23 protein-coding genes are annotated in these 22,790 nt (G+C 70.4%); 13 read left to right on the top strand and 10 right to left on the bottom strand.

Annotated elements, in window-relative coordinates; all coding sequences use genetic code 11:
• Nucleotides 1-5: 5 nt before the first annotated feature.
• Complete coding sequence (locus ACTIF1_RS17970; protein WP_439597829.1) at nt 6-1,409, top strand: FAD binding domain-containing protein; 1,404 nt, start codon at nt 6-8, stop codon at nt 1,407-1,409.
• On the top strand, nt 1,406-3,682 hold the full coding sequence (xdhB, locus tag ACTIF1_RS17965; protein WP_439597828.1) for a xanthine dehydrogenase molybdopterin binding subunit: 2,277 nt from the start codon (nt 1,406-1,408) through the stop codon (nt 3,680-3,682). The genes ACTIF1_RS17970 and xdhB overlap by 4 nt, the downstream gene beginning before the upstream one ends.
• On the opposite strand, the gene ACTIF1_RS17960 is transcribed toward xdhB, so the two are convergent.
• Nucleotides 3,683-3,883 (bottom strand): hypothetical protein, encoded by a 201-nt coding sequence (locus ACTIF1_RS17960; RefSeq protein WP_439597827.1) that lies wholly within the window; start codon nt 3,881-3,883, stop codon nt 3,683-3,685.
• A 191-nt stretch (nt 3,884-4,074) separates the two neighbouring features.
• On the opposite strand from ACTIF1_RS17960, the gene ACTIF1_RS17955 reads away from it, so the two are divergent.
• The 4 genes from ACTIF1_RS17955 to ACTIF1_RS17940 are packed head-to-tail and all read left to right on the top strand — an operon-like array spanning nt 4,075 to nt 7,067.
• On the top strand, nt 4,075-4,971 hold the full coding sequence (locus ACTIF1_RS17955) for an MBL fold metallo-hydrolase (protein WP_439597826.1): 897 nt from the start codon (nt 4,075-4,077) through the stop codon (nt 4,969-4,971).
• A gap of 46 nt (nt 4,972-5,017) precedes the next feature.
• On the top strand, nt 5,018-5,995 hold the full coding sequence (gnd, locus tag ACTIF1_RS17950; RefSeq protein ID WP_439597825.1) for a phosphogluconate dehydrogenase (NAD(+)-dependent, decarboxylating): 978 nt from the start codon (nt 5,018-5,020) through the stop codon (nt 5,993-5,995).
• The gene (locus tag ACTIF1_RS17945; protein ID WP_439597824.1) at nt 5,992-6,486 is read left to right on the top strand and encodes a gluconokinase; all 495 of its coding nucleotides are present in this window, start codon (nt 5,992-5,994) and stop codon (nt 6,484-6,486) included. The genes gnd and ACTIF1_RS17945 overlap by 4 nt, the downstream gene beginning before the upstream one ends.
• Nucleotides 6,483-7,067: an NAD(P)H-dependent oxidoreductase gene (locus ACTIF1_RS17940; protein ID WP_439597823.1), complete on the top strand. Its 585-nt coding sequence runs from the start codon at nt 6,483-6,485 to the stop codon at nt 7,065-7,067. The genes ACTIF1_RS17945 and ACTIF1_RS17940 overlap by 4 nt, the downstream gene beginning before the upstream one ends.
• On the opposite strand, the gene ACTIF1_RS17935 is transcribed toward ACTIF1_RS17940, so the two are convergent.
• The 4 genes from ACTIF1_RS17935 to ACTIF1_RS17920 are packed head-to-tail and all read right to left on the bottom strand — an operon-like array spanning nt 7,068 to nt 11,747.
• Complete coding sequence (locus ACTIF1_RS17935) at nt 7,068-8,462, bottom strand: M20/M25/M40 family metallo-hydrolase (RefSeq protein WP_439597822.1); 1,395 nt, start codon at nt 8,460-8,462, stop codon at nt 7,068-7,070. It abuts the gene before it with no gap.
• Nucleotides 8,459-9,469 (bottom strand): ketopantoate reductase family protein, encoded by a 1,011-nt coding sequence (locus ACTIF1_RS17930; RefSeq protein ID WP_439597821.1) that lies wholly within the window; start codon nt 9,467-9,469, stop codon nt 8,459-8,461. Before ACTIF1_RS17930 ends, ACTIF1_RS17935 begins: the two co-directional genes overlap by 4 nt.
• Nucleotides 9,454-10,161, bottom strand: coding sequence for a creatininase family protein (locus ACTIF1_RS17925; RefSeq protein WP_439597820.1), 708 nt, complete (start codon nt 10,159-10,161; stop codon nt 9,454-9,456). The genes ACTIF1_RS17930 and ACTIF1_RS17925 overlap by 16 nt, the downstream gene beginning before the upstream one ends.
• Entirely contained in the window at nt 10,161-11,747 is a 1,587-nt protein-coding gene (locus tag ACTIF1_RS17920) for an ABC transporter substrate-binding protein (RefSeq protein ID WP_439597819.1), read from the bottom strand. Before ACTIF1_RS17920 ends, ACTIF1_RS17925 begins: the two co-directional genes overlap by 1 nt.
• A gap of 63 nt (nt 11,748-11,810) precedes the next feature.
• Here ACTIF1_RS17920 and ACTIF1_RS17915 point away from each other — a divergent pair, with 63 nt between their 5' ends.
• From ACTIF1_RS17915 to ACTIF1_RS17890, 6 genes are all read left to right on the top strand, one after another.
• A complete protein-coding gene (locus ACTIF1_RS17915; protein WP_439597818.1) occupies nt 11,811-12,806 on the top strand; it encodes an ABC transporter permease in 996 nt (331 codons plus the stop codon).
• Nucleotides 12,803-13,663 (top strand): ABC transporter permease, encoded by an 861-nt coding sequence (locus ACTIF1_RS17910; protein WP_439597817.1) that lies wholly within the window; start codon nt 12,803-12,805, stop codon nt 13,661-13,663. The genes ACTIF1_RS17915 and ACTIF1_RS17910 overlap by 4 nt, the downstream gene beginning before the upstream one ends.
• A complete protein-coding gene (locus ACTIF1_RS17905; protein WP_439597816.1) occupies nt 13,660-14,625 on the top strand; it encodes an ABC transporter ATP-binding protein in 966 nt (321 codons plus the stop codon). Before ACTIF1_RS17910 ends, ACTIF1_RS17905 begins: the two co-directional genes overlap by 4 nt.
• Nucleotides 14,622-15,605, top strand: a complete 984-nt coding sequence (locus ACTIF1_RS17900; protein ID WP_439597815.1) for an ABC transporter ATP-binding protein — start codon at nt 14,622-14,624, stop codon at nt 15,603-15,605. Before ACTIF1_RS17905 ends, ACTIF1_RS17900 begins: the two co-directional genes overlap by 4 nt.
• Nucleotides 15,606-15,749: 144 nt before the next feature.
• Complete coding sequence (locus ACTIF1_RS17895; RefSeq protein ID WP_439597814.1) at nt 15,750-16,064, top strand: hypothetical protein; 315 nt, start codon at nt 15,750-15,752, stop codon at nt 16,062-16,064.
• A 13-nt stretch (nt 16,065-16,077) separates the two neighbouring features.
• Nucleotides 16,078-16,866, top strand: a complete 789-nt coding sequence (locus tag ACTIF1_RS17890) for an ADYC domain-containing protein (RefSeq protein WP_439597813.1) — start codon at nt 16,078-16,080, stop codon at nt 16,864-16,866.
• A gap of 18 nt (nt 16,867-16,884) precedes the next feature.
• Here ACTIF1_RS17890 and ACTIF1_RS17885 read toward each other — a convergent pair whose 3' ends face one another.
• The 4 genes from ACTIF1_RS17885 to ACTIF1_RS17870 all read right to left on the bottom strand — a co-directional run bounded on the left by ACTIF1_RS17885 (nt 16,885) and on the right by ACTIF1_RS17870 (nt 21,442).
• Nucleotides 16,885-17,808 (bottom strand): 3-keto-5-aminohexanoate cleavage protein, encoded by a 924-nt coding sequence (locus ACTIF1_RS17885; protein WP_439597812.1) that lies wholly within the window; start codon nt 17,806-17,808, stop codon nt 16,885-16,887.
• Complete coding sequence (locus ACTIF1_RS17880; RefSeq protein ID WP_439597811.1) at nt 17,805-18,746, bottom strand: 3-hydroxyacyl-CoA dehydrogenase; 942 nt, start codon at nt 18,744-18,746, stop codon at nt 17,805-17,807. The genes ACTIF1_RS17885 and ACTIF1_RS17880 overlap by 4 nt, the downstream gene beginning before the upstream one ends.
• An 81-nt stretch (nt 18,747-18,827) precedes the next feature.
• On the bottom strand, nt 18,828-18,974 hold the full coding sequence (locus ACTIF1_RS17875) for a hypothetical protein (RefSeq protein WP_439597810.1): 147 nt from the start codon (nt 18,972-18,974) through the stop codon (nt 18,828-18,830).
• 197 nt (nt 18,975-19,171) lie between these two features.
• Nucleotides 19,172-21,442 (bottom strand): DUF3141 domain-containing protein, encoded by a 2,271-nt coding sequence (locus ACTIF1_RS17870; RefSeq protein WP_439597809.1) that lies wholly within the window; start codon nt 21,440-21,442, stop codon nt 19,172-19,174.
• 281 nt (nt 21,443-21,723) lie between these two features.
• On the opposite strand from ACTIF1_RS17870, the gene ACTIF1_RS17865 reads away from it, so the two are divergent.
• A complete protein-coding gene (locus ACTIF1_RS17865) occupies nt 21,724-21,978 on the top strand; it encodes a hypothetical protein (protein ID WP_439597808.1) in 255 nt (84 codons plus the stop codon).
• A 200-nt stretch (nt 21,979-22,178) separates the two neighbouring features.
• Here ACTIF1_RS17865 and ACTIF1_RS17860 read toward each other — a convergent pair whose 3' ends face one another.
• Nucleotides 22,179-22,787 carry a glutathione S-transferase family protein gene (locus ACTIF1_RS17860; protein WP_439597807.1) on the bottom strand — a complete coding sequence of 203 codons (609 nt, stop codon included), beginning with the start codon at nt 22,785-22,787 and terminating at the stop codon, nt 22,179-22,181.
• Nucleotides 22,788-22,790 lie beyond the last annotated feature (3 nt).

Raw genomic sequence — 22,790 nt, 5'->3', positions numbered from 1 at the left:
CGGGCATGAATGCCAGCTCCATCGCCTTTGTCCTGAACGGGCGGCCGGTCAGCCTGCCGCCCGGCACCTCCCCCACCACCTCGCTGCTCGACTGGCTGCGCGGGCCGGCGGCGTTGCCCGGGACCAAGGAAGGCTGCGCGGAGGGCGATTGCGGCGCCTGCACCGTGGTGCTGGAGGACGCGGATGGCGGCCGCACGCCCATCAACGCCTGCCTGGCGCTGCTCGGCCAGATGCACGGCTGCGCGATCCGCACGGTGGAGGGGCTGCGCGGCGCGGATGGCGGGCCGCACCCGATCCAGCGCGCCATGGCCGAGAGCGACGGCACCCAATGCGGTTTCTGCACGCCCGGCATCGTCCTGACGGCCTGGGCCTTCGCCCGCCAGGGCGGGGAGGTGCATGAAGCCCTCGCCGGCAACCTCTGCCGTTGCACCGGCTACCGGCCGATCCTCGAGGTTTTTTCGCAACTCGCCGATGACGGTGCCGCGGCGCCGGAGCTGCCCGCGCCCGAAGCCGCGCGCTTCGAGGCGCCGGGACAGGTGTTTCATCGGCCGGCGGCGCTGGAGGAGCTGCTGGCGCTGCGGGCGGCGCATCCGAAGGCCTGGCTGCTGGCCGGCGGCACGGATCTCGGCCTGCGCGTCTCCGACCATCGGGAAAGGCCGGCCGAGGTGATCTGCCTGCTGGGCGTGCCGGAATTGCACGCGCTGCGGGCGGGGCCGGAGGCCATCGAGGCTGGCGCCGCCGTCGCCTATGCCCGGCTTCTGGCGCTGTTCCGGCAGGAGCCGGGCTTCGCGCCCTTTGCCGCGCTGCTGGCGCGGCTGGGGTCGCGGCAGATCCGCGGCCTCGGCACGCTGGGCGGCAATCTCGGCACGGCCTCCCCCATCGGCGATGCGCTGCCGCCGCTGCTGGCGCTGGGGGCACAGGTGACGCTGGCCTCCGTCCGCGGCAGCCGCGTGCTGCCGGTGAAGGATTTTCTCAGGGGCTACCGCGCGAACGACCTGGCGCCGGACGAAGTGGTGGTCTCCGTCACCCTGCCGCGGCCGGCGCCGGGGGACCTGTTTGTCTGCGAGAAGGTCAGCAAGCGGCATGACCAGGATATCGCGACGGTCGGCGCCGCCTTCCGGCTTCGGCTGGAGGGGGAACGGGTGGCGGAGGCCGTCCTCGCCTTCGGCGGCGTCGGCCCGATGGCGGCGCGGGCGCCCAGGGCGGAGGCGGCGCTGCTCGGGCGCCGGCTGGATGCGGCGGCCCTGGCTGCGGCGGCGGAGGCGCTGGCCGAGGATATCGCGCCCCAATCCGACTGGCGCGGCAGCGCGGCCTACCGGCTGATGGTGGCGCAGGGGCTGTTGCGGCGGCTGCATCTGCGGGCCGCGCAGCCGGACCTCGCCCTCGATGTCGCGGACTATGCGCCATGAAGGGCATGGGCGCCGCGCTGCGGCATGACAGCGCGCTGAAGCACACGACCGGCGAGGCGCGCTTCGCCGATGACGCGGCGGAGGCCGCCGGCACGCTGCATGCCGTGCTGGTGCTCTCGCCCGTCGCGCATGGCACGCTGGTGGCACTCGACACGGCCGCTGCCCTGGCCATGCCCGGCGTCGTCGCCGTCCTCGGCCCGCGCGACATTCCAGGCGAGAACGACATCGCGGCCTCCGGCGCCGGCGAGCCGCTGTTTGCCGACCCCCTGGTGGAATTCGCCGGCCAGCCGCTGGCCATGGTGGTTGCCACCAGCCGCGACGCGGCGCTGCGCGCCGCCGCCGCGGTGCGCGCCGAGATCACGCCGCTGGAGCCGGTGCTGAGCATCGAGGCCGCGCTGGAGCGCGAGCAGTATGTGGTGCCGCCCCAGCTGCTGGCGCGCGGCGATGCCGCTGCCGCCATCGCCGCGGCCCCACGCCGGATGGAGGCGGAATTCCGCGCCGGCGGCCAGGAGCATTTCTACCTGGAAGGCCAGATCGCGATCGCGACGCCGGGCGAGGATGGCGAGATCGCCGTGCTCTCCTCCACCCAGCATCCCTCCGAGGTGCAGCATGTGGTGGCCCGCGTGCTCGGTGGCGCCTGCAACGGCGTCACCGTCACCTGCCGGCGCATGGGCGGCGGCTTTGGCGGCAAGGAGAGCAATGCGAGCTGGGTTGCCGCCGCCGCGGCGCTGGCCGCACGGCACACCGAGCGACCCGTAAAACTGCGGCTGTCGCGGCGGGCGGATATGATCGCCACCGGCAAGCGCCATCCCTTCCTCTATCGCTGGACCGCGGGTTTCGATGACCAGGGCCGCGTGCTGGGGCTGCAGGCGCTGCTGGCGGCGGATGGCGGCTGGTCCGTCGACATGTCGCCCGGCGTCGTCTTCCGCGCCGTCACCCATGCGCTGAACTGCTGCGACGTGGCCGATGTGGCACTGACCGCCTGCGCGGTGAAGACCAACACCGTCTCCCACACCGCCTTCCGCGGCTTCGGCGGGCCGCAGGGCGCGCTGCTGATGGAGGATGTGGTGCACCGCATCGCCGCCGCCTGCGGCCTGCCGCCGGAGGAGGTGCGCGCCCGGAACTTCCTTGGCGCGCCGGGCAAGGGGGAGGAGACGCCCTATGGCCAGAAGGTCGAGGGCGACCTGATCGCCCGCGTCTGGGCGGAGGCCCGGCAGGACAGCGACTGGGACCGGCGGCGCGGCGAGATCGCGGCCTTCAACGCGACGCATCCCACGCTGCGGCGCGGCCTCGGCTCCATGGTGCTGGCCTTCGGCATCTCCTTCGGCGTGATGCACCTGAACCAGGCCGGCGCGCTGGTGCATGTCTATTCGGATGGCTCGATCCGGCTGAACCATGGCGGCACGGAGATGGGGCAGGGGCTCTTCGTGAAGGTGGCGCAGGTGGTCTGCGACGTCTTTGGCGTCGACCTCGACCGCATCGCCATCACCGCGACCAGCACGGCCGAGGTGCCGAACACCGCGCCCACCGCCGCCAGCACCGGCAGCGACCTGAATGGCTGGGCCGCGCACAATGCGGCGGAGACCATCAAGGGCCGCATGGCGGAGGTGGCGGCCAGGCGCTTCGGCATTCCGGTGGAGGCGGTGGTCTTCGCGGACAATCGCGTCTGGGCCGAACAGGTGGGCGGCAACCGCTTCCTCGAATTCGGCGAACTCGCAAAACTCTGCTTCCTGGAACGGGTCTCGCTGTCCTCCACCGGCTTCTACCGCACGCCGGATATCCACTGGGATCGCGCGACCATGCGCGGCAAGCCCTTCTTCTACTTCTCCTATGGTGCCGCCGTGTCCGAGGTGATCGTGGATACGCTGACCGGCGAGCATCGCTGCCTGCGCACCGACATCGTGCAGGATTGCGGCCGCAGCCTGAATCCGGCGGTGGATCGCGGCCAGATCGAAGGCGCCTTCGTGCAGGGCATGGGCTGGCTGACCTGCGAGGAGCTGTGGTGGGATTCTGCGGGCCGGCTGCGGACGGTGGGCCCCTCCACCTACAAGATCCCGGGTTCTCGCGACGTGCCGCCGGTGTTCAACGTGCGGCTGCTGGAAGGCGCGCCGGCGCGGTCCGAAACCATCTTCCGCTCCAAGGCGGTGGGGGAGCCGCCGCTGCTGCTCGCGATCAGCGTGGCGAATGCGCTGAAGGATGCGATCGGGGTGGAGGGGCTGGACCTGCCGGCGACGCCGGAGCGGGTGCTGATGGCGCTGGCAGGGCGGCGCTGATCAGGGGCGGGTGACCTCGTTCGCGGGGTTGTTCCGTTCCTGCTCCATCTCCGCCAGCTTCTCCTGGATGTCCTGGATCAGCTCCATCATCTCGGTCATGGGATCGGAGATCTCGCCGCCTTCCCGATCGCCGCCGGTGACGCGGTCCAGGTCCCGGTCCTCCAGCGGCTGCGGCGCCTGGGGCTTAGCTGTCTCGGCCATTCGCACCTCCACCTCTCGGATCAGGCTAGAACCGTGCCGGAGGATCGCGGAGGGGTGCCGCGGATCACATCCCGCTTCCCTTTGAACCGGCATGGTTCCAGCCGGGGATCGTCAGCACGATCTTTCGCATGAAGCGTGGCTTGAAGCCGATTTCTGCTCTATCCTTCCTCGGCTGGAGCAGGAGCCCACTCATGCCCTCCCCGACGGCGACCATCCGCGCCTTCTTCGACGAGCCGACCAATACCGTCTCCTACTTGGTCTGGGACCCCGCCACGCGGCGCGGCGCGGTGGTGGACCCGGTGCTGGACTGGGACAATCGCAGCGGCGAGGCCGATACCCGATCCGCCCAGGCGCTGCTGGATGCGGCCAAGGCCGAGGGCGTGACGCTGGACTGGGTGCTGGAGACCCATGTCCATGCCGACCACCTGACCGCCGCCCCCTGGATCAAGCAGCACAGCGGCGCGCGGATCGGCATCGGCGCCGGGGTGAAGCGGGTGCAGACCATTTTTCGTCCCGTCTTCGGCCTGGACGACATGGCGCCCGAGGGCGGCGACTTCGACCATCTTTTCGCGGATGGCGAGCGTTTTCGCATCGGCGGGCTGGAGGTGGAGGTGCTGCATGTGCCGGGCCACACACCGGCCTGCGCGGCCTACAAGATCGGTGACGACGTCTTCGTTGGCGACACCCTGTTCATGCATGACTACGGCACGGCGCGGGCAGATTTCCCAGGCGGCGATGCGCGCACGCTGTATCGCTCCATCCACCGCCTGCTGGCCCTGCCGCCCGAGACGCGGCTCTGGATGTGCCACGACTACAAGGCGCCGGGCCGCGACCGCTTCGCCTGGCAATCCACCGTGGCGGAGCAGCGCGCCCACAACCCGCATGTGAAGGACGGCCAGACGGAGGAGGATTTTGTTGCCTTCCGCACCGCCCGCGACGCGAAGCTCGCCGCGCCAACGCTGCTGCTGCCCTCCATCCAGGTGAATATCCGCGCCGGCCGCTTCCCGGCGGCGGAGGCGAATGGGGTGCGCTACCTGAAGATCCCGGTGAAGCCGAAGACCGCCGAGGCCGCCGCCGGCTTGTCCTGACCGCGGCCGGCCCGCATCCTGGGCAGACAGCGAGGAGGGGGCGGGAATGCAACTCGGCATGGTCGGGCTTGGGCGGATGGGCGGCAATCTCGTGCGCCGGCTGATGCGCGCCGGCATTTCCTGCACCGTCTGGGACCGTGACCCGGCCGTGGTGGCGACCCTCGCCGCCGAGGGCGCGGAGGGGGCGGAAAGCCTGGCCGACCTGGTGCGCCGCCTGCCCGCGCCGCGCGCCGTCTGGGTGATGCTTCCCGCCGGCGCGGCGACGGAGGAGGCGCTGGCGCAGCTCGCCGGGCTGCTCTCGCCGGGCGATGTCGCCATCGATGGCGGCAATGGCATGTGGAAGGACGCCATCCGCCGCGCGGCGTTGCTGCGGGAGCGGGGGATCGAGATGCTGGATATCGGCACCTCCGGCGGCGTCTGGGGCCTGGCCCGCGGCTATTGCCTGATGATCGGCGGCCCGGCCGGGCCGGTCGAACGGCTGGACCCGATTTTCCGGGCCCTCGCCCCCGGTGAGGCCGCCGCATCGCCCACGCCGGGCCGCAGCGCGGAGGCCGATCCGCGTCCCCCCCAGGGCTATGTCCATTGCGGCGCCAACGGCGCCGGCCACTTCACGAAAATGGTCCACAATGCCGTCGAATACGGGATGATGCAGGCGATGGCGGAGGGGCTGGAACTGCTCCGCCAGCAGGGGAGCGAGGCCGTGGCGCCGGAACTGCGGCTGGATCTCGATGTGCCCGATATCACCGAGGCCTGGCGCCGCGGCTCCGTCGTCGCCTCCTGGCTGCTGGACCTCACGGCCCAGGCGCTGGCGGCGGATGGGGAGCTTTCGACCTATTCCGGCCGGGTCGGCGACAGTGGCGAGGGGCGCTGGGCGGTGCAGGCGGCGATCGAGAGCGCGGTGCCGGCGCCGGTGCTCTCCGCCGCGCTCTATTCGCGCTTCCGGTCGCGGCAGGAGGCGCCCTTCGCGGACCGCTCGCTCTCCGCCATGCGCAATGCCTTTGGCGGGCATCTGGAGCCGAAATGACGGCGCTGGTCCTGGTGATGGGCGTCTCCGGCGCGGGCAAATCCACCGTCGGGCCGCTGATAGCCGCCGGGCTGGGCCTGCGCTTCGACGATGCGGACAGTTTTCACCCGGCCGCGAATGTCGCGAAGATGAGCCGCGGGGAGGCGCTGGATGATGCCGATCGCGCGCCCTGGCTGGATGCCATCGGCGCGCATCTGGCGGCGCATCGCGGCATCGGCTGCGTCGTCACCTGCTCGGCGCTCAAGCGCAGCTATCGCGACCGGCTGCGGGCGGCGGCGCCGGATCTGCGGCTGGTCTTCCTGCAGGGCGACATGGCCCTGGTCGCGGCGCGCCAGGCGGCGCGCCAGAACCACTTCATGCCGGCCAGCCTGGTGGCCAGCCAATTCGCCACTCTGGAACCGCCGGCGCCGGAGGAGGGCGCCATCCTGCTGGATGTCGCCGCCACGCCGGATGCGCTGGCCGAGGCCGCGATCGCGGGGCTGCGGGGATGACCCCCCGGCGGATCCTGGTCCTGGATGGCCATCCGGACCCGGACCCCGCCCGCCTGATCCATGCCTTGGCCGAGGCCTATGCCGAGGGTGCCGCCGCCGCCGGCCATGCCGTGACGCGGCTGGAGGCGGCGAAGCTCGCCCTGCCGCCGCTGCGCAGCACGGCGGACTGGGAGGCGGAGCCGGATGCGGAGGTCGCCGCCGTGCAGGCGGCGTTCCAGGCGGCCGAGCATATCGTCATCCTCTACCCCCTCTGGCTCGGCGATGTGCCGGCGGCGCTGAAGGCGCTGTTCGAGCAGGTGATGCGCCCCGGCTTCGCCTTTCCCCGCGGCGCCCGCGGGCTGAATGCCGGGCTGCTGCGCGGGCGTTCGGCGCGGGTGGTGGTGACGATGGGGATGCCGGCGATCCTCTACCGGGTCTTCTTCCGCGCCCACAGCCTGCGCAGCCTGGAACGCAACCTGCTGCATTTCGTCGGCATCCGGCCCGTGCGCTGGACGCTGCTCGGCAATGTCGCGGGGCGCGACGACGCGACGCGAGAGGGTTGGCTGGCGACGATGCGGCGGCTTGGTGCCACCGCGGCCTGATCAGCCGGCGAAGTCGCCCCGCTTCAGTGTGCCCACCCGCCGCAGCAGCGCGACCCAGGCCGCGAAACCCTCCGGGATCGCGCTCTCGCGCCAGTTCTCGTCGGGCGCATGGAAATCCTCATCCGCCGTGGCGAAGGAGAACATGACGGTGTGCAGGCCGAGCACGCGCTGCACGATGTCGGTCAGCGGCAGCGTCGCACCCATGCGGACGCGCAGCGGCTTCGTGCCGGTGGTGGATTCCAGCGCCGCCTCCGCAGCCAGCAGCAGCGGATGCGCCGGCGGCACGGCGGTGGCCTGGCTGCCGTCGCGATGGGTGGTGAGTTCGAGCGTCACGCCAGGCGGGCAGTGCGCGCGCAGATGCGCGGAGACGGCGGCCACCACGCGCGCCGGGTCCTGCCCCGGCACCAGGCGCATCGACAGTTTTGCGAATGCCTCGTGCGGAATCACGGTCTTGCCGCCGGGGCCGGTATAGCCGCCCCAGACCCCGTTCACCTCCAGCGTCGGACGCAGCCAGAGGCGTTCGAGAAACGCCGCGGTGCTGAGCCCGCTCGGCGGCGCGCCGATGGCCGCATCATGCGCCGCCACGTCGAAGGGAATCTTTGCCAGTTCCGCGCGCGTGGCCGCATCCAGTGGTGCGCTGCCATCGGCAAAGCCTTCCACCGCGATCTCGCCCTGTGAATCGCGCAGCGAGGCCAGCAGCTGCGCCATGGCCTGGGCCGCATTCGCCACCACGCCGCCATAGCGGCCGGAATGCAGATCCTTGCCCGCGCTGCGGACCGAAAGCTCCAGCGCCGCGACGCCTCGGGTGGCCACGGTGATGGTCGGCAGATCCGCCCGCCAACGCGCGCCATCGGCCGAGAGCACCGCATCGGCGGCGAACAGCGCCCGGTTCTCCTCCAGGATTTTGGCGAGGGTCGCGGAGCCGACTTCCTCCTCGCCTTCCAGCAGGATCGTGACGTTGCAGGGCAGCTTGCCCTCCACCGCCAGGAAGGCGCCGAGCGTCTCGATCGCCAGCAGCGAGGGGCCCTTGTCGTCGGAGACGCCGCGCGCATGCAGCCGGCCGTTGCGCGGCGTCAGCTGGAAGGGCGGCGAGGTCCAGGCGGGCAGGGGGTCCGGCGGCTGCACGTCGTAATGGCCATAGACCAGCAGCCTCGGCGCCTCCGGCCCCGCACCATGCCAGCGCGCGGTGACGGCGGCGTGGCCGCCCGCCGCAACCTCGCGCACCTGTTCGAAGCCGAGCGCGGCGAGGCGCGCACACCACCAGTCCCGCGCCTCCGCCATGCCCGGCGCATAGGCGGGATCGGTGGAGACGGAGGGGCAGGCGACCAGCGCCCCGAGGCGCGCGACGAACCCCGTGCGATCCGCCAGCAGATGATCGAGGACCGGATCGCTCACGCCAGCAGCGCCGCAAAAGTCTCGGGCGACTGCGCGCGGCGGCCGGTCTCCAGCTCCGCGATCAGCGCACACAGCTTTTCCATCATCGGCACGGGCACGCCCTTCTCCTCGGCAAGGCCGGGCACCAGGCCGATCTGCGCATCCGCCTCCGTCTTGCGCTTGCGCACCGCCAGGTCGCGCCAGATGCCGGAATGGGTCTTGGCACCCACCGCGTTGAAGTCGCGCAGCCAGTCGACCACCGCGCGGGCCTCGGCTTCCGGCGCGCCGGGCGCGAAGGCCATGGGGCGGAACTCGCCGAAGCCGCGCGGCGTGACGCCATGGGCGAGCGCGGTCGCCACCACTTCCCGCCCCAGCGTCAGCCAGACCGGCAGGCGGGCGGGGTCGGCGAAGTTGGCGCTCATGCTGTCAGTGTTCAGCGCGGTGGCGAACAGCATCGCGCCATAGGCCATCTTGCCCCAGAGGTAGGACCAGATGTCGTCGGTGAGGATCGCATCGGGTTCGAAGTCGCGGCAGAGGGCGAACATCGCCTCCGTGCGCGGCCGCGTGCTGCCGTCCAGCTCGCCGATCACCACGGCGCTGCGATTGCCGAACAGGATCTCGCCGGGGCCGTGCCAGTCGGCGCCGAAATTGACGAAGCAGCCCATGACACGCTCGGCGCCGAGGGCGCGCGAGAGCGCGATCTCGTTCAGCCCGTTCTGGGCGGAGAAGACGAAGCCATCCGGCGCCAGATGCGGCGCCAGCATCGGGATCGCGGCCGCCGTGTGCTGCGCCTTCACGGCGAGGACGATGCGGGAATAGGTGCCGGTCAGCTCCGCCGGCGTCACGGCGGGGATCACCTGCGTGAACTGCGCGACCGGGCCGGTGATGGAAAGGCCGGTGGTGCGGCAGGCCGCGACATGCTCGGCGACGGTATCGACCAGCAGCACCTCATGCCCCGCCCGCGCCCAGAAGGCGCCGAGCGTGCCGCCGATGGCGCCGGCGCCCCAGATGACTATCGGCTCTGCCATGGTCCCTCCAGCGCCTCGCGGGTCTCGGCCACGCCGATATCCCAGATGGATTGCATTGTCGCGTCGTCGATCTGCCAGGGACCGCCGAAGGCACCGTCGCCAAGAATCTTTCGAGCCTCCGCGGGGCCGGACACCTTCATGCGGGCGAGGTCGGGGGTGGGCTTGCGGCCCTCCGGTGCCGGCGCGTGGGGCAGGCGGGTCCAGGGGTAGTTCTCGAACCAGTTGCCGTGGCTGGCGGAGGGATCGGCCGCCATGGCCGCGGCCCAGACGCGCGGCGTGTTGTACCAGTTGTGGAATTTCAGGCTGAGGCCGGGCGTCTCCACCATCATCTCCTGCAGCAGCGCGGCCACGGGTGCATTGCCGCCATGGCCGTTCACCACCATCACCCGGCGAAACCCCACGCGCGTGACGCTGGCGACGAGGTCGCGCATCACGGCCAGCAGCGTCTCGACGCGCAGCGAGATGCTGCCGGGAAAGGCGGCAAAGTAGGGCGCCAGGCCGAAGGGCATCACGGGAAAGACCGGCACGCCGACCGGCGCCGCGGCTTCCCGCGCCACGCGCTCGGCGAGGATGGCATCGGTCGCCAGCGAAAGCTGCGCATGCTGTTCGGTGCTGCCCAGCGGCAGCACGCAGCGGTCATCGAGGCGCAGCCGCGCCTCGATATCCCGCCAGTTGTGCTCCGGGACAAACATCAGCGCGTCGGCACGATGTCCATCGCCAGCGTGTCCTCGTCGGTGCGGGCACGCACCAGGTTCACCCGGTCCCGCCGCATCGCCCAGGCGGTGCCGACGGAGGCGAGCGGCATGCCGACGCGGTCCTGGGTGAAGAGCGTGGCAATCTGCTGCAGCAGCTCCTCCCGCTTCTTGTCGTCCAGCTCGATGGAGGCGGCCTGGATCAGGCGGTCCATCTCCGGGTTGGAATAGCCATGCCAGTTGAAGGCGCCGAGCCGCAGCGCCGGGTTGTTGGTATGGGCATTGGACGAATAGTAGTAGTTCGCCTCGCCGGTCAGCGTGCCCCAGCCGGCCATGATGTTGGACAGCTCGCCGCGCGCGCGGGCGGGGAAGATGACGGCGGCGGGCTGGCCGGCGGCCTGCACCTCGATCCCGATGCGGGCGAACATCTGTGCGAGGGCCGTGCCCACGCCGTTGTCGCCCGGCAGGCGGTTGTTGGTGAAGTTCAGCACCATCCGGAAGCCGTTGGGGTAGCCCGCTTCGGCCAGCAGGGTGCGGGCGCGGGCCAGGTTCGGCGTGGGCACGGGGATATTCGGATTGAACCCGAAGATGCCGGGCGTGACCATCTGGCCCTGCGGCGTGCCGAGGCCCTCCATCGCGATCTCGGCCAAAGCGCGGCGGTCGATGGCGAGGTCCATCGCCTCCCGCACCCGGATGTCGCGATAGGGATTCGTGGGCAGGCGCGACCCGTCGCGGGCGGTGACCTGCGGCGTGCTCTCGCGGAGGTCGAGCTGCAGGTTGAAGACATAGACGGTATCCGCCTTCACCACCCGCAGCGCGCGGTCGCGCTCCAGCGTCGAGACATCCGCCGCCGGCACGCGGACGATCATATCCACCTGGCCGGTGCGCAGCTGCGCGACGCGGGCGGCGTCGTTCGGGATCTCGCGGCGCACATGCCGCGCCCAAGGCTGCCGGCCGCCCCAGTAGCTGTCGTTGCGCTCCACCACGAATTGTTCGCGCGGGGTCCAGGAGACGAAGCGATACGGCCCGGTGCCGATGGCGGCGCGGCCGGTGTTGAAGGCCTCGTTGCTCGTCTCCGGCGTCAGGCCGGCGGTGGCGCGCGCCGAGGTGATGAAGACCCGGATGAAATCGTTCGGCAGGGTCGGCGCCGGCCCGTCCGTGATGACATGCAGCGTATGCGGATCGACGATCCGCAGATCCTTCACGCTGCGGACATAGATGCGCGTCGGGTTCGGGCCCGACAGCACCTGCATGCGGCGGATGGAGGCGACCACATCCTCCGCCGTCATCGGGCTGCCGTCATGGAAGGTCACGCCCTGGCGCAGCTTGAATTCCCAGGTGGTGGCATCGATCGGCCGCCAGCTTTCGGCGATGCCGGGTTCCAGCTGCAGGTTCTCGCCGCTGGTCACCAGCGTATCGAAGACATGCTTCAGCGCCTCGGCATGGGTGCCGGTGGCGGTGTAGTGGGGGTCCACCCCCTCCGGCCCGGCGCGGACGCCGAGGTTCAGGGTCTGCGCGCCGGCGGCGCCCGTCATCAGCAGGCCGGTGGTGGCCGCCAGGGCCAGGCGGCGGAAGGTCTGGGTCATTGTTTTGGTCCCCGGGGAAGCATCCTGTGCGGCGATGGTAGGAACGGCTTGCCTCCGCTGTCCATGGCCCGATACTGCACCGGAATGCTCGGCTTCATCATCCAGCGACTCCTGCAATCGGTCGGCGTCATGCTGGCCATGTCGGCGCTCGTCTTCATCGGCGTATACGCCATCGGCAATCCGATCGACGTGCTGATCGCCCCGGATGCGACACAGGATATCCGGGCGGAGGTGATCCGCCGCTACGGATTGGACCTGCCGCTGTGGCAACAATACTTTGCCTTCCTCGGCCGGCTGGTGACGGGGGATTTCGGGCGGTCGCTGGTCTTCGATATTCCGGTGCTGGAGCTGGTGATGCAGCGGCTGCCGGCGACGCTGGAACTGGCCCTGGCCGCCGTGCTGATCGGCGCCTTCATCGGCATTCCGCTCGGCATCTATGCGGGCTATCGGCCGGAGGCGGTGTCCTCGCGGGCCATCATGGCGGTCTCCGTGCTCGGCTTTTCGGTGCCCACCTTCTGGGTGGGCCTGCTGCTGATCCTGACCTTCGCGGTGAATCTCGGCTGGCTGCCGGCGGGGGATCGCGGGCCCACGGTGGAGGTCTTCGGCATCGGCTGGTCCTTCCTGACGCTGGAGGGGCTGAGCTACCTGGCGCTGCCCGCGCTGAACCTGTCCCTGTTCAAGCTGGCCATGATGATCCGCCTGGCGCGCGCCGGGACGCGGGAGATCATGCTGACGGATACGGTGAAATTCGCCCGCGCCGCAGGGCTTTCTGAACTGACCATCCTGCGGCGGCACGTGTTGCGCCTGATCTCGATTCCACTGGTGACCGTCTTCGGCTTGGAATTCGCCTCGACGCTGGCCTTTGCCGTGGTGACGGAGACGATCTTCTCCTGGCCCGGCGTCGGCAAGCTGATCATCGATTCCATCACCTCGCTCGACCGCCCGGTGATGGTCGCCTACCTGGTGCTGGTCGCCTTCTTCTTCGTGGTGATCAACCTGATCGTTGATTTGTCCTATGCGCTGCTCGACCCGCGGCTGCGGCGGGGGCGCGCGGCATGAAGGCCTTTTGGGACGAATACCGGGAAAACTGGGTGGCGGTCGTCGCGCTGGCCGTTGTCGTGCTTGTGGTTCTGGCGGCGCTGGCGGCGCCGATCTTTGCGCCTCAAGACCCTTATGACCTGGCGGGGCTGGACCTGATGGATGCGCGGCGGCCGCCGGGTTTCATTGGCTCCGGCGGCTATGTGCATTGGCTCGGCACGGATGCGCAGGGGCGGGACCTGCTCTCCGCCATCCTCTACGGGCTGCGAATCTCGCTGCAGATGGGGCTGGTCGCCGGCGCGGTGGCGATGACGCTGGGTGCCGCACTCGGCATCCTCTCCGCCCATCTCGGCGGCTGGGTGGAGGCGCTGGTGATGCGGGTGGTGGACCTGCAACTCTCCTTCCCCGCCATCCTGCTGGCGCTGGTGCTGGTCGCCGTGCTGGGGCAGGGGAAGTCGCAGCTGATCATCGCGCTGGTGGCCGCGCAATATGCCTACTTCGCCCGCACGGCCTATGGCGCCGCGACGGCGGAGCGGCAGAAGGACTATGTCGAGGCCGCTTCCGCCACGCCGCTGCCGAGCTGGCGCGTGGTGCTGCGCCACATCCTGCCGAACTGCCTGCCGCCGCTGATCGTGGTCGGCACCGTGCAGGTGGCGAATGCCATCGCGCTGGAAGCCACGCTGTCCTTCCTCGGCCTCGGCCTGCCGCCGACCGAGCCCTCGCTCGGCATGCTGATCGCCAACGGCTTTCCCTATATGATGAACGGGCGCGCCTGGATTTCCGTCTATCCGGGCGTCGCGCTGATCCTGCTGATCGTCGCCATCAACATCGTCGGCGACCAGATCCGCGACCAATTCAACCCGCGGCTCCGCAAATGAGCCTTCTCGAAGTCCGCGACCTGCGCACGCATTTCTTCACCCGCGCCGGCGTGGTGCGGGCGGTGGAGGGCGTGTCCTTCACCCTGCGACGCGGTGAGATTTTGGGGCTGGTCGGCGAAAGCGGCTCCGGCAAATCCGTCACCGGCTTCTCGCTGATCGGCCTGGTCGACCCGCCCGGCCGCATCGTCTCCGGCTCCATCCGCTTCGATGGGCAGGAGCTGGTAGGGCTGCCGCAAGGCGCCATGCGGAAGCTGCGCGGCAAGCGCATCGCCATGGTCTTCCAGGACCCGGCGGCGACGCTGAACCCGGTGCTGACCATCGGCCAGCAGATGGCGCTCGCCGTGCGCGCCCATGGCGGCGCCAGCGAGACGGCAGCGCGGGACCTCGCCTCGCGCACGCTGAACCGCGTGGGCATTCCGGATGCGGCGGCGCGGCTCGATGCCTATCCCCACGAATTCTCGGGCGGCATGCGCCAGCGCGTGGCGATCGCGACCGCGCTGCTGCATGGGCCGGACCTCATCATCGCGGATGAGCCGACCACGGCGCTGGACGTTTCCATCCAGGCGCAGATCCTGGCCGAGATGCAGAAGCTGGCGCGGGAGACGGGCACGGCGCTGGTCTGGATTTCGCACGACCTCGCCACCGTCTCCTCCCTCGCGGACCGGCTGCTGGTCATGTATGCCGGCCGCATCGTGGAATCCGGCCGGGTGGGAGAGGTGTTGCGCGACCCGCGCCATCCCTATACGCGCGGGCTGCTGGACAGCCTGCCCGCCACGGCGCGGCCGGGTGAGAAGCTGAACCAGATTCCCGGCACCACGCCTTCACTTCTGTCCCTGCCGCCCGGCTGCCCCTTCGCGCCGCGCTGCCCGCGGGCCGATGCGGTCTGCGCGACCGATCCGCCGGATGTCGTCATCGGCGACCGTCTGTTCCGCTGCCACCATCCGCTCGGGGTGGCCGCATGAACCAGATCCTGGTGGCCGAGGGGGTGACCAAGCGATTTGACCCGCGGCTGTCACTCGGCGACCGTATCGCCGGGGCGCTGGGCGCGCCGGTGGAGCGGCGCGCGGTGCAGGCGGTCTCCGACGTGTCCCTGTCGGTCACCGCGGGCGAGACGCTCGGCCTGGTGGGGGAATCCGGCTGCGGAAAGTCCACCCTGGGCAGAATGCTGGCGGGCATCCTGGCGCCGACCGAGGGCCGCGTGCTGGTCTCCGGCGTCGCGCCGATGGTGGGGCGGCACAAATCCACCACGCGAATCCAGACGGTCTTCCAGGACCCCTTCGCCTCGCTGAACCCGCGCATGCGCATCGGCGAGACGATTGCGGAGGGCCCCGTCACGCACGGCCTGACGACGCGGGCGGAGGCGCCGCGGATGGTGGCGCAGTGGCTCGCCCGCGTCGGCCTCGATCCCGCCTTCGCGACGCGCTTCCCGCATCAGTTCTCCGGCGGCCAGCGGCAGCGCGTGGCGATCGCCCGGGCGCTGGCGATGCAGCCCGAGATGCTGGTCTGCGACGAGCCGGTGGCCTCGCTGGATGTCTCCATCCAGGCGCAGATCCTGAATCTTTTTCTCGATCTGCGGCGGGAGCTGGGGCTGACCTGCGTCTTCATCTCGCACGACCTGTCCGTGGTGCGGCATGTCAGCGACCGCGTCGCCATCATGTATCTCGGCCGCATCGTCGAAAGCGGGTTTTCGCGCACCATCTATGCGGCGCCGCGGCACCCCTATACGCAGGGGCTGCTGGACAGCGTCCCGAAACTGCGGCTGGACGGCGACGCGCCGGCGCAGTTCAGGCCGATCGCGGGCGAGCTGCCCTCGCCGCTGTCACCGCCGGCGGGCTGCGCCTTTCATCCGCGCTGCCCGAAGGCGACGGCGATCTGCCGCGCCGAACGGCCCCTGCTGACACCGCGCGAGGATGGCGCGCTGGTCGCCTGCCATCACGCCTGAGCCTCGCGGCGTATGTTTCGGCGGCCGCAACATCATGACGAGGCGGTGAAACCGTCGGCAACGGATCACCACCCTGCCGCCACCGGCTTGCAATGCGACGCTGCGACAAGCGGTCCGTCGCCACTGCAACCGGAGGACAAAGACATGATCCGCACGCTCACCCTCGCCTTCGCCGCCCCGCTGCTCGGCCTGTCCCTGGCCGCTCCGGCGCATGCCGTGCTCAGCGCCAATGGCGTCAGCCACCAGGGCGTTACGCTGAACGGCCTGAGCTACAATGGGCAGTTCAGCAACGGCCTCAGCTATAACGGGCAGGTCGCCAACGGCCTCGCCTTCAACGGGCAGGTGGCCAACGGCCGCACCTTCAATGGCCAGGTCAGCAACGGCGCCGCGGCCGAGGCGCCGACGCGGGCCATCCAGGGCATCATCCTGCCCTCCGGCACCGTGCTGCCGCTTCGCTGAGGAGGCGGAGACCATGCGCCGCCTGCTCCCGCTCCTGCTCCTGCTGGCAGGCTCGGCGGCGGCGCAACAGCCCCCGCGGCTGATCGGCCTGCGGGCGGAGGGCGGCGATTTTCGCGTCGACCTTTCGGACGGCACGGCCCTGCACGGCGCCGACCTTGTGGGCGCCGTGCTGCAATTCGACGGCATGGAGCTGCGCCTCGACACCGCCCGGCGCGACGAGGCGGTGCCGATGGCCGGCGGGGCAAGGGCTGGCGATGTCTGGCTGTTCCAGGCCTCCGCCCGCAGCTCCGCCGCCACGGAATGGCAGGCGTTTTGCGGCGCCGATCCGCAGGGCGAGCGCCTGCTGATGCCCTATCCAGGGCCGGATGGCATGCTGCGGCTGACCTGCTCCGCCGGCGGCATCGGCAAATGCATCCGTTTCGGCTACCGCCCCTGGGCCAGCCTGCCGGACGGGCGCAGCCTGGCGCCTTTCCACGCCGCCTGCGTCCATATGATGCGCGGCGCCTATGGTGATGCCGAGCGCGCCTGGACGCGCGACGGCACGCGCATCGACCTCTATGACCGCGTCGGCATCCAGTCCCCTGCGATGGAGGCGGAGCAGTCCTTCGAGGCCGGCTGGACGCCGCAGGGCGCCGTCTGCGTCGCGCATATGCGCGTGCCGGAGAATGGCGACCTCGCAGCCCTCCTCGCCGCCGCGCCGCACCTGGCCGGCCGCACCGGCCCGGAGGCCTGCACGGAGGCACGGGCCGAGGCGGAGGGCGCGCTGCTGTTCAACCGGTCGCACCGCGCGGGCGGTGACTGAACCGGTCGGGGCGCCGCATCAGAAATTCACCCGGTCGCCGCCCTTCAGGCTCAGGATCTCCCGCGCCTCATCCGGCGTCGCGACGCTCAGCCCCAGCCCCTCGATGATCTGCCTTGCGCTGCGCACCTGTTCCGCATTGCTCGCCGCCAGCCGCCCCGGCCCGCCCCAGAGGCTGTCCTCCAGCCCCACGCGGATATTGCCGCCCATCGCCGCCGCCATGGCCGCGATGGGCAGCTGGTTCCGCCCCGCGCCGAGGACGGACCATTTGTAGCTGTCGCCGAACAGACGGTCCGCCGTGCGCTTCATGTGCATCACATCCTCCGGATGCGCGCCGATGCCGCCCTGCAGGCCGAAGACCGTCTGGATGAACAGCGGCGCCTTCACCAGCCCGGCATCCAGAAAGTACTTCAGGTTGTAGAGGTGGGAGGTGTCGTAGCATTCGAATTCGAAGCGCGTGTTGTTCTCCGAGCAGGTGCGGAGGATGTATTCGATGTCCCCGAATGTGTTGCGGAACAGGATGTCCTTGTTTTCCAGATAGGGCTTTTCCCAGTCGTGCTGAAACGTCTTGAACCTGTTCAGCATGCCGAACAGCCCGAAGTTCATGGAGCCCATATTCAGCGAGGCCACCTCCGGCGCGAAGCTTGCCGCCGGCTTCACCCGCTGCTCGATGGTCATGGTCGGCGCGCCGCCGGTGGTGATGTTCACCACGCAGTCGCTGCGCTGCTTGATGACGCGCAGGAAAGGGGCGAAGGCCTCCGGTGACTGGTCGGGGCGGCCATCCTGCGGGTTGCGCGCATGCAGATGGACGATGGCGGCACCCGCCTCCGCCGCGCCGATCGCCGCATCGGCGATCTGTTCCGCCGTGATCGGCAGGTGCGGGGACATGCTGGGCGTATGGATCGCGCCCGTCACCGCGCAGGTGATGATGACTTTGCGGGTCATGCCGTCTCGGCCTCCTTCTTATGCGCGGCCAGGGCGGCCAGGCGCGCGTCGCGCCGGGCGCTGCGGGCGGCGATCTCCGCCCGGTCGGGCGTCGCGCCCCATTGCGCCATGATGCTCTCCAGCCCCGCCGCGCCAAAGACCTCGGGCGAGGGCGGCGCGGCGGCGATGCGGCCGTAGAAGGGGCCGTAGCGCGCGCAGTAATCGGGGATGCCGCCCGGCGCATTCAGCTCGATGGTCGCGAAGGGGCCGAGGAAGGACCAGCGCAGGCCGAGGCCCTCGCTCACCGTCGTGTCCAGGTCCTGCGGCGAGACATAGCCCTCCTGCACCAGCCGGAAGGCCTCGGCCAGCAGCGCGCCCTGCAGGCGGTTGAGGATGAAGCCCTCGATCTCCCGCTTCACCGTGATTGGCGCCTGGCCAATGCCCGCAAAGATGGCCCGCGCGCGCCAAAGGGTTTCGGGCGAGGTCCAGGGCGCGCCGGAGAGCTCGACCACCGGCACCAGGTGCGGCGGGTTCACCGGGTGGGCGACGAGGCAGCGCGCCCGGCCGGCCAGCCCCTCGGTGAAGACCGAGGCCGGGATGGCGCTGGTGGAAGACGCCAGGACGCAGTCCGGCGCCGCCAGGAAATCGAGCTCCGCGAAGATGGCGCGCTTGGTCGCGGCATCCTCCGGCCCGTTCTCCTGCACGAATTCCGCGCGGTCCAGCGCCTCCGTCAGGCTGCGCGCCAGGCTGATGCGTGCGGCGGCGGCGGCCGGGTCCTCGCAGAGGCCGTGGCGTGCCAGCTCCTCAAGCCCGGCGCGGCACAGGCCGGGGGCGGCCTCCAGCGCGGTGGGGGAGGGGTCGTGCAGCGCGGCCTGCCAGCCGGCGCGGGCGAAGATCATCGCCCAGGCGCGGCCGATCAGCCCGGCCCCCACGATCGCAACCTTGCGCATTTCCGCCATGTCGCTTCCCCCGGGTCTTCCCCTTGGGGGTCACGATAGAAGCCGTGTGGCGCCGCGCAATCCCGATCCGGGCGCCGGCGGCTACTTCGCGCGGTCGAGTGCCTGCCAGAGCCCGATGATCAGCTGGCGGGCATTGGCCTCGTCCGTCGGCAGCCGCAGAAGGCGGCCTTCGCGGTCCATCAGGTGGATCTCGGCCCCCTCCTCGGAGGTGAGCAGTGTCGCGGCCACGAAATCGGGGGCGCGGTGGGGTCTCTGGCTTGCAGCGGTATGCGGCATCATCGGCTTGGCCCTCTTGCCTCGGCGCCGCAATTCTTGCGGCCTTGGGGTCCGATACGGGGGAGTGCCGGACGCAGGGGCAGGATGGCATGGCCCGATTGCCCAGGAGTGAATCCGGGCAGGGATGAATTTCGCGCCGCGGCCCGGCCTCAGCCGGGCTGGCGCGGGCGTCGCGGCGGTGGCGCCAGCAGGGCGCGCAGGCGCGCGAGCATGGCCTGGGCCGGCTCGCCGAGCTCCTCCTCCGGCCCCGCCACATCGGCCACGGTGGCCAGGGCGCGGCGGCGCTCGGCGGGGTCGGGCAGCAGGGTGACCAGCGTCTCGAAGGCCTGCTGCGGCGCCATCTCCACCACCACCGTCTGCTCCCGGATCAGCGCCTGGCGGGCGGAGGCGGTGAGCTGCGCGAAGGGCTCCTCCGTCGTCAGCAGGGCGTTGGAGCGGGCGAGGCGGCTGCGGCGGACGCCACCGCGCGCCTTGGCCAGCAGGATCATCATCCGCACCACGGCTTCCGCATAGCCGCCCTGCGCGATGCGCTCCAGCGCCGCGCGCACATCCGGCGTCTCGCCTGCCAGTTCCGGCGCGGCGTCCAGCGTCGGCACCTCGGAGGCGACATTGAGCGCGGAGAGCGTGCCATAGACGGCGTGGAAGGCGGTTTCCTGCATCTGGTCGCGCCAGTCGCGCCAGGCATCGATGCTGCGCTCCACGCCATCGGCCCAGGCGCGTTCCATGGCGACGAAGGGATTGTCGGGCGCCACGGGCTGGCGGTTCGCGCGCACCATCTCCGCCATGGTGCCCAGCGGCCGCATCAGCGGATTGGCGTCGCTCACCAGGTAGCGGCGCGCGCGCATCGGGTTCATCTGCCGCCGCAGCTCGGCCGATTCCTCGGTGGCGAATTGCCGCACGATCGGGCTGGCAAACAGGTCGTAGATCATCTGGTTCAGCGCGGAGATGCGCGCCACCGCCGGAAAGGCCTCGTTCTCCGCATCGCCGGAGACGGCGCGGATATCGGCCACCGTCTTCTCCACCAGCTCCACCTGGTAGCCGGTGTTGAGGCCCGTGCCGGCCGTGCCGGTGATGCGAAGCTCGTAAAGGCCCGGCGCCACGCTCTCGATCAGGTCGAGGGTATTGGCGATCTCGGCATGTTCCTTGTTGGCCACCTTGCCGGAGACGAAGATGCCGAGATGGCCGATCTCGTCATGCACCAGGTAGATGATGGTCTGGCCGAGGGTCTTGATCTCCTGCTCGTCGCGATAGACGTCGGCGATCCAGCGCAGCGCCTGGCCGGGCGGGGTGATATTGTCGCCGGCCGAGGCGAAGACCACGATCGGCGATTTTACGGACCGCATGTTGAAGCTGGCGCCCTTGCCGGCGCTGATCTCGCCGCGGGCGAATTTGTCGCCGATGAAGAGGTTCTCGACGATCCAGCGGATCTCGTCCCGCGTCATCAGGAAGTAGCCGCCCCACCAGCGCTCGAATTCCAGGAAGCGCTCGGCCTCGGTGTCCACCTTCTCATACAGGTTGAAGTACTTGCGGAACTTGGTGTTGCCCGGCGAAAGGCTCTCGAAGTTCGCGACCAGGTTGGCGCCGTCGAAGGTGCCATTGCCGAGATCGGCCAGCAGCGCCGCGGGCCAGGACCCGCCGGCCAGGCCGCCGGTATAGCGCATCGGGTTGCGGCCCTTCTCGCCCGCCCAATAGGACAGTGGCGCGCCGTTCAGCACCAGGGGGCCGGTGAGATCGGGCTCGGAGGCGCCGAGCATCATCACCGCCCAGCCGCCCTGGCAATTGCCGATCACCACGGGGCGCTGCGCATCCGGGTGCAATTCGTGGATGCGGCGCAGGAAGATTGCCTCGGCCTCGGTGATGTCCAGGATGGTCTGGCCGGGCTCGGGGTCGCGGAAGAAGATGACGAAATAGACAGGATGGCCGCGGCGGAGTGCCACGCCCACCTGGCTGTCCGACTTGAAGCCGCCGATGCCGGCGCCGTGGCCGGCGCGGGGGTCGATGATGACGAAGGGGCGCATCGCCGGGTCGGGCTCGCGCACCCCCTCCGGCGGCTTGATGCGGACCAGGGCGTAGTTGCAGCGGCGGGGCAGGGTGCGGCCATCCACCACCATGTCCCATTCGAAGACCAGCACCGGCGGGCAGCCGGCCTTCTCATGCTCGACGAAGGCATTGCCGGCTTGGCGCATCGTGTCCCAGAACAGGACGGAACGCTGCGAGGCATCCACCGCATAGGCCATGGCATCGGCCATCAGCTTGAAGGGGGACTGGCCGAGGAAGGCCGAGCCGGTGGGACCGGCGCCATCCAGGATGCGCGGCGGGGCGAGCGCCGGGGTCATGGCGGCCATCTGCTTGCGCGCGACCTCACCCATGGCCTGGGCCTGTTCCATGAAGCGGCTCAGGGTCTCGGCGCCCCTGGCCATCAGTTCGCGCCCGGGGGGAGGGGTTTGGGCGTTCATCCGGTGCATCCTTCGCGTGCCACGACGGCAGTGCAGCATAGCTGGGATTTCGAGACGGGGCACGCCAGGAAAGTTTCGCCGGCGGGCTGGCCGCGCCGAAAGCCATAGGGCGGTCCTATCGCAACGAGTGGAACTCGTTTCTTCCTACGGAAGGCCGTAACAGGCATGGTTCGGGCAAGCGGGGTCCGGGCCGGGTCGGCCCAGTCGAAGCCCGCCGTGTCGCAAGGCAAGGGGTGATCGGGGCCATGGCCAATCACGCGGGCAAGATGACGTCGGAGCCGCAGAAGCTGGACGAGGCAATGCTGGATTCGGTCATCGGCGGCTTCGTCAGCGCGCCGAACACCATCACCACCGGCGGTGTCGGCATCCCCCTGCCCGACATCGAGGTGCCGCCCGAGATCCTACAGATGCCCGACACCCCCCCAATCGGTATCGAGGCACCAGGCATCACCATACCGTCCTATTACCAGTCCGATGTTCCGCCGGATGTCCTTGATTGATTGCAGTAGCTGGGGGTTCCGCCGGCCTTCCTGCAGATCCTGTTCCCGAACCATGTGCCCCCGGCTTCGCAGCCGGCGCCGACGGAGCCGTCCTTGCCGGAAGGCGTCGGCAGCTTCGCCGGCGGCATGTTGACGAGGATGAGGACCAGGCCTTCACCGGCCTCAACACCATCCGGCTGCCCTGAACGGCCGCGGGAGCACTATTCCAGCCGTGCCCCCGCCGGCACCGCCATGCCGCGCCGCACCGCCGGGCGTTCGCCCATCCGGGCGAACCAGGCGGCCAGATGCGGGGTGGGGTCCAGGGTCCGGTCGGCCCAGCCATGCTTCGCCACCCAGGGATAGGCCGCGATATCGGCGATGGAGCAGCTGGCGCCGGCGATATACGGCACCTCCGCCAGCCGCCCGTCCAGCAGGCGGTAGACCCGGTCGACGAGGGCGGTGGCATGCGCCCGCGCCGCCTCCGGCTTCTGCGGCGCCAGCTCGGTCCAGTGATGCGCCTGGCCCGTAAAGGGGCCGAGCGAGGTCAGGGCGACCATCAGCCAGGACAGGGTGGTGGCGCGATCCTCCCCCATCAGCACCCCGTGGCGCTCCGCCAGATGCAGCAGGATGGCGCCGCTTTCGAAGATCGGGCGCCCCTCCTCCACCAGGATCGGGATCTTTCCATAGGGGTTCAGCGCCAGGATCTCGGGCGCGAACTGTTCCCGGGCGCGGATGTTCACGCCGGTCACGGAATAATCCAGCGCGCACTCCTCCAGCATGATGGAGACGCGCTGGGAATTGGGCGTCGCCCATCCGTAGAAATGCCGCATCGC

This window comes from Falsiroseomonas sp. (genome assembly GCF_051860665.1).
Taxonomy (GTDB): domain Bacteria; phylum Pseudomonadota; class Alphaproteobacteria; order Acetobacterales; family Acetobacteraceae; genus Falsiroseomonas.
The sequence above is the reverse complement of the archived record's forward strand: the minus strand, read 5'-3'. Positions and strand labels throughout refer to the sequence as shown.

Coding starts and splice junctions, on each gene's coding strand:
- ACTIF1_RS17970 (WP_439597829.1), top strand. CDS start 6: ATGAATGCCAGCTCCATCGCCTTTGTCCTGAACGGGCGGCCGGTCAGC.
- xdhB (WP_439597828.1), top strand. CDS start 1,406: ATGAAGGGCATGGGCGCCGCGCTGCGGCATGACAGCGCGCTGAAGCAC.
- ACTIF1_RS17960 (WP_439597827.1), bottom strand. CDS start 3,883: ATGGCCGAGACAGCTAAGCCCCAGGCGCCGCAGCCGCTGGAGGACCGG.
- ACTIF1_RS17955 (WP_439597826.1), top strand. CDS start 4,075: ATGCCCTCCCCGACGGCGACCATCCGCGCCTTCTTCGACGAGCCGACC.
- gnd (WP_439597825.1), top strand. CDS start 5,018: ATGCAACTCGGCATGGTCGGGCTTGGGCGGATGGGCGGCAATCTCGTG.
- ACTIF1_RS17945 (WP_439597824.1), top strand. CDS start 5,992: ATGACGGCGCTGGTCCTGGTGATGGGCGTCTCCGGCGCGGGCAAATCC.
- ACTIF1_RS17940 (WP_439597823.1), top strand. CDS start 6,483: ATGACCCCCCGGCGGATCCTGGTCCTGGATGGCCATCCGGACCCGGAC.
- ACTIF1_RS17930 (WP_439597821.1), bottom strand. CDS start 9,469: ATGGCAGAGCCGATAGTCATCTGGGGCGCCGGCGCCATCGGCGGCACG.
- ACTIF1_RS17925 (WP_439597820.1), bottom strand. CDS start 10,161: ATGTTTGTCCCGGAGCACAACTGGCGGGATATCGAGGCGCGGCTGCGC.
- ACTIF1_RS17920 (WP_439597819.1), bottom strand. CDS start 11,747: ATGACCCAGACCTTCCGCCGCCTGGCCCTGGCGGCCACCACCGGCCTG.
- ACTIF1_RS17915 (WP_439597818.1), top strand. CDS start 11,811: ATGGCCCGATACTGCACCGGAATGCTCGGCTTCATCATCCAGCGACTC.
- ACTIF1_RS17910 (WP_439597817.1), top strand. CDS start 12,803: ATGAAGGCCTTTTGGGACGAATACCGGGAAAACTGGGTGGCGGTCGTC.
- ACTIF1_RS17905 (WP_439597816.1), top strand. CDS start 13,660: ATGAGCCTTCTCGAAGTCCGCGACCTGCGCACGCATTTCTTCACCCGC.
- ACTIF1_RS17900 (WP_439597815.1), top strand. CDS start 14,622: ATGAACCAGATCCTGGTGGCCGAGGGGGTGACCAAGCGATTTGACCCG.
- ACTIF1_RS17895 (WP_439597814.1), top strand. CDS start 15,750: ATGATCCGCACGCTCACCCTCGCCTTCGCCGCCCCGCTGCTCGGCCTG.
- ACTIF1_RS17890 (WP_439597813.1), top strand. CDS start 16,078: ATGCGCCGCCTGCTCCCGCTCCTGCTCCTGCTGGCAGGCTCGGCGGCG.
- ACTIF1_RS17885 (WP_439597812.1), bottom strand. CDS start 17,808: ATGACCCGCAAAGTCATCATCACCTGCGCGGTGACGGGCGCGATCCAT.
- ACTIF1_RS17880 (WP_439597811.1), bottom strand. CDS start 18,746: ATGGCGGAAATGCGCAAGGTTGCGATCGTGGGGGCCGGGCTGATCGGC.
- ACTIF1_RS17870 (WP_439597809.1), bottom strand. CDS start 21,442: ATGGCCAGGGGCGCCGAGACCCTGAGCCGCTTCATGGAACAGGCCCAG.
- ACTIF1_RS17865 (WP_439597808.1), top strand. CDS start 21,724: ATGGCCAATCACGCGGGCAAGATGACGTCGGAGCCGCAGAAGCTGGAC.
- ACTIF1_RS17860 (WP_439597807.1), bottom strand. CDS start 22,787: ATGCGGCATTTCTACGGATGGGCGACGCCCAATTCCCAGCGCGTCTCC.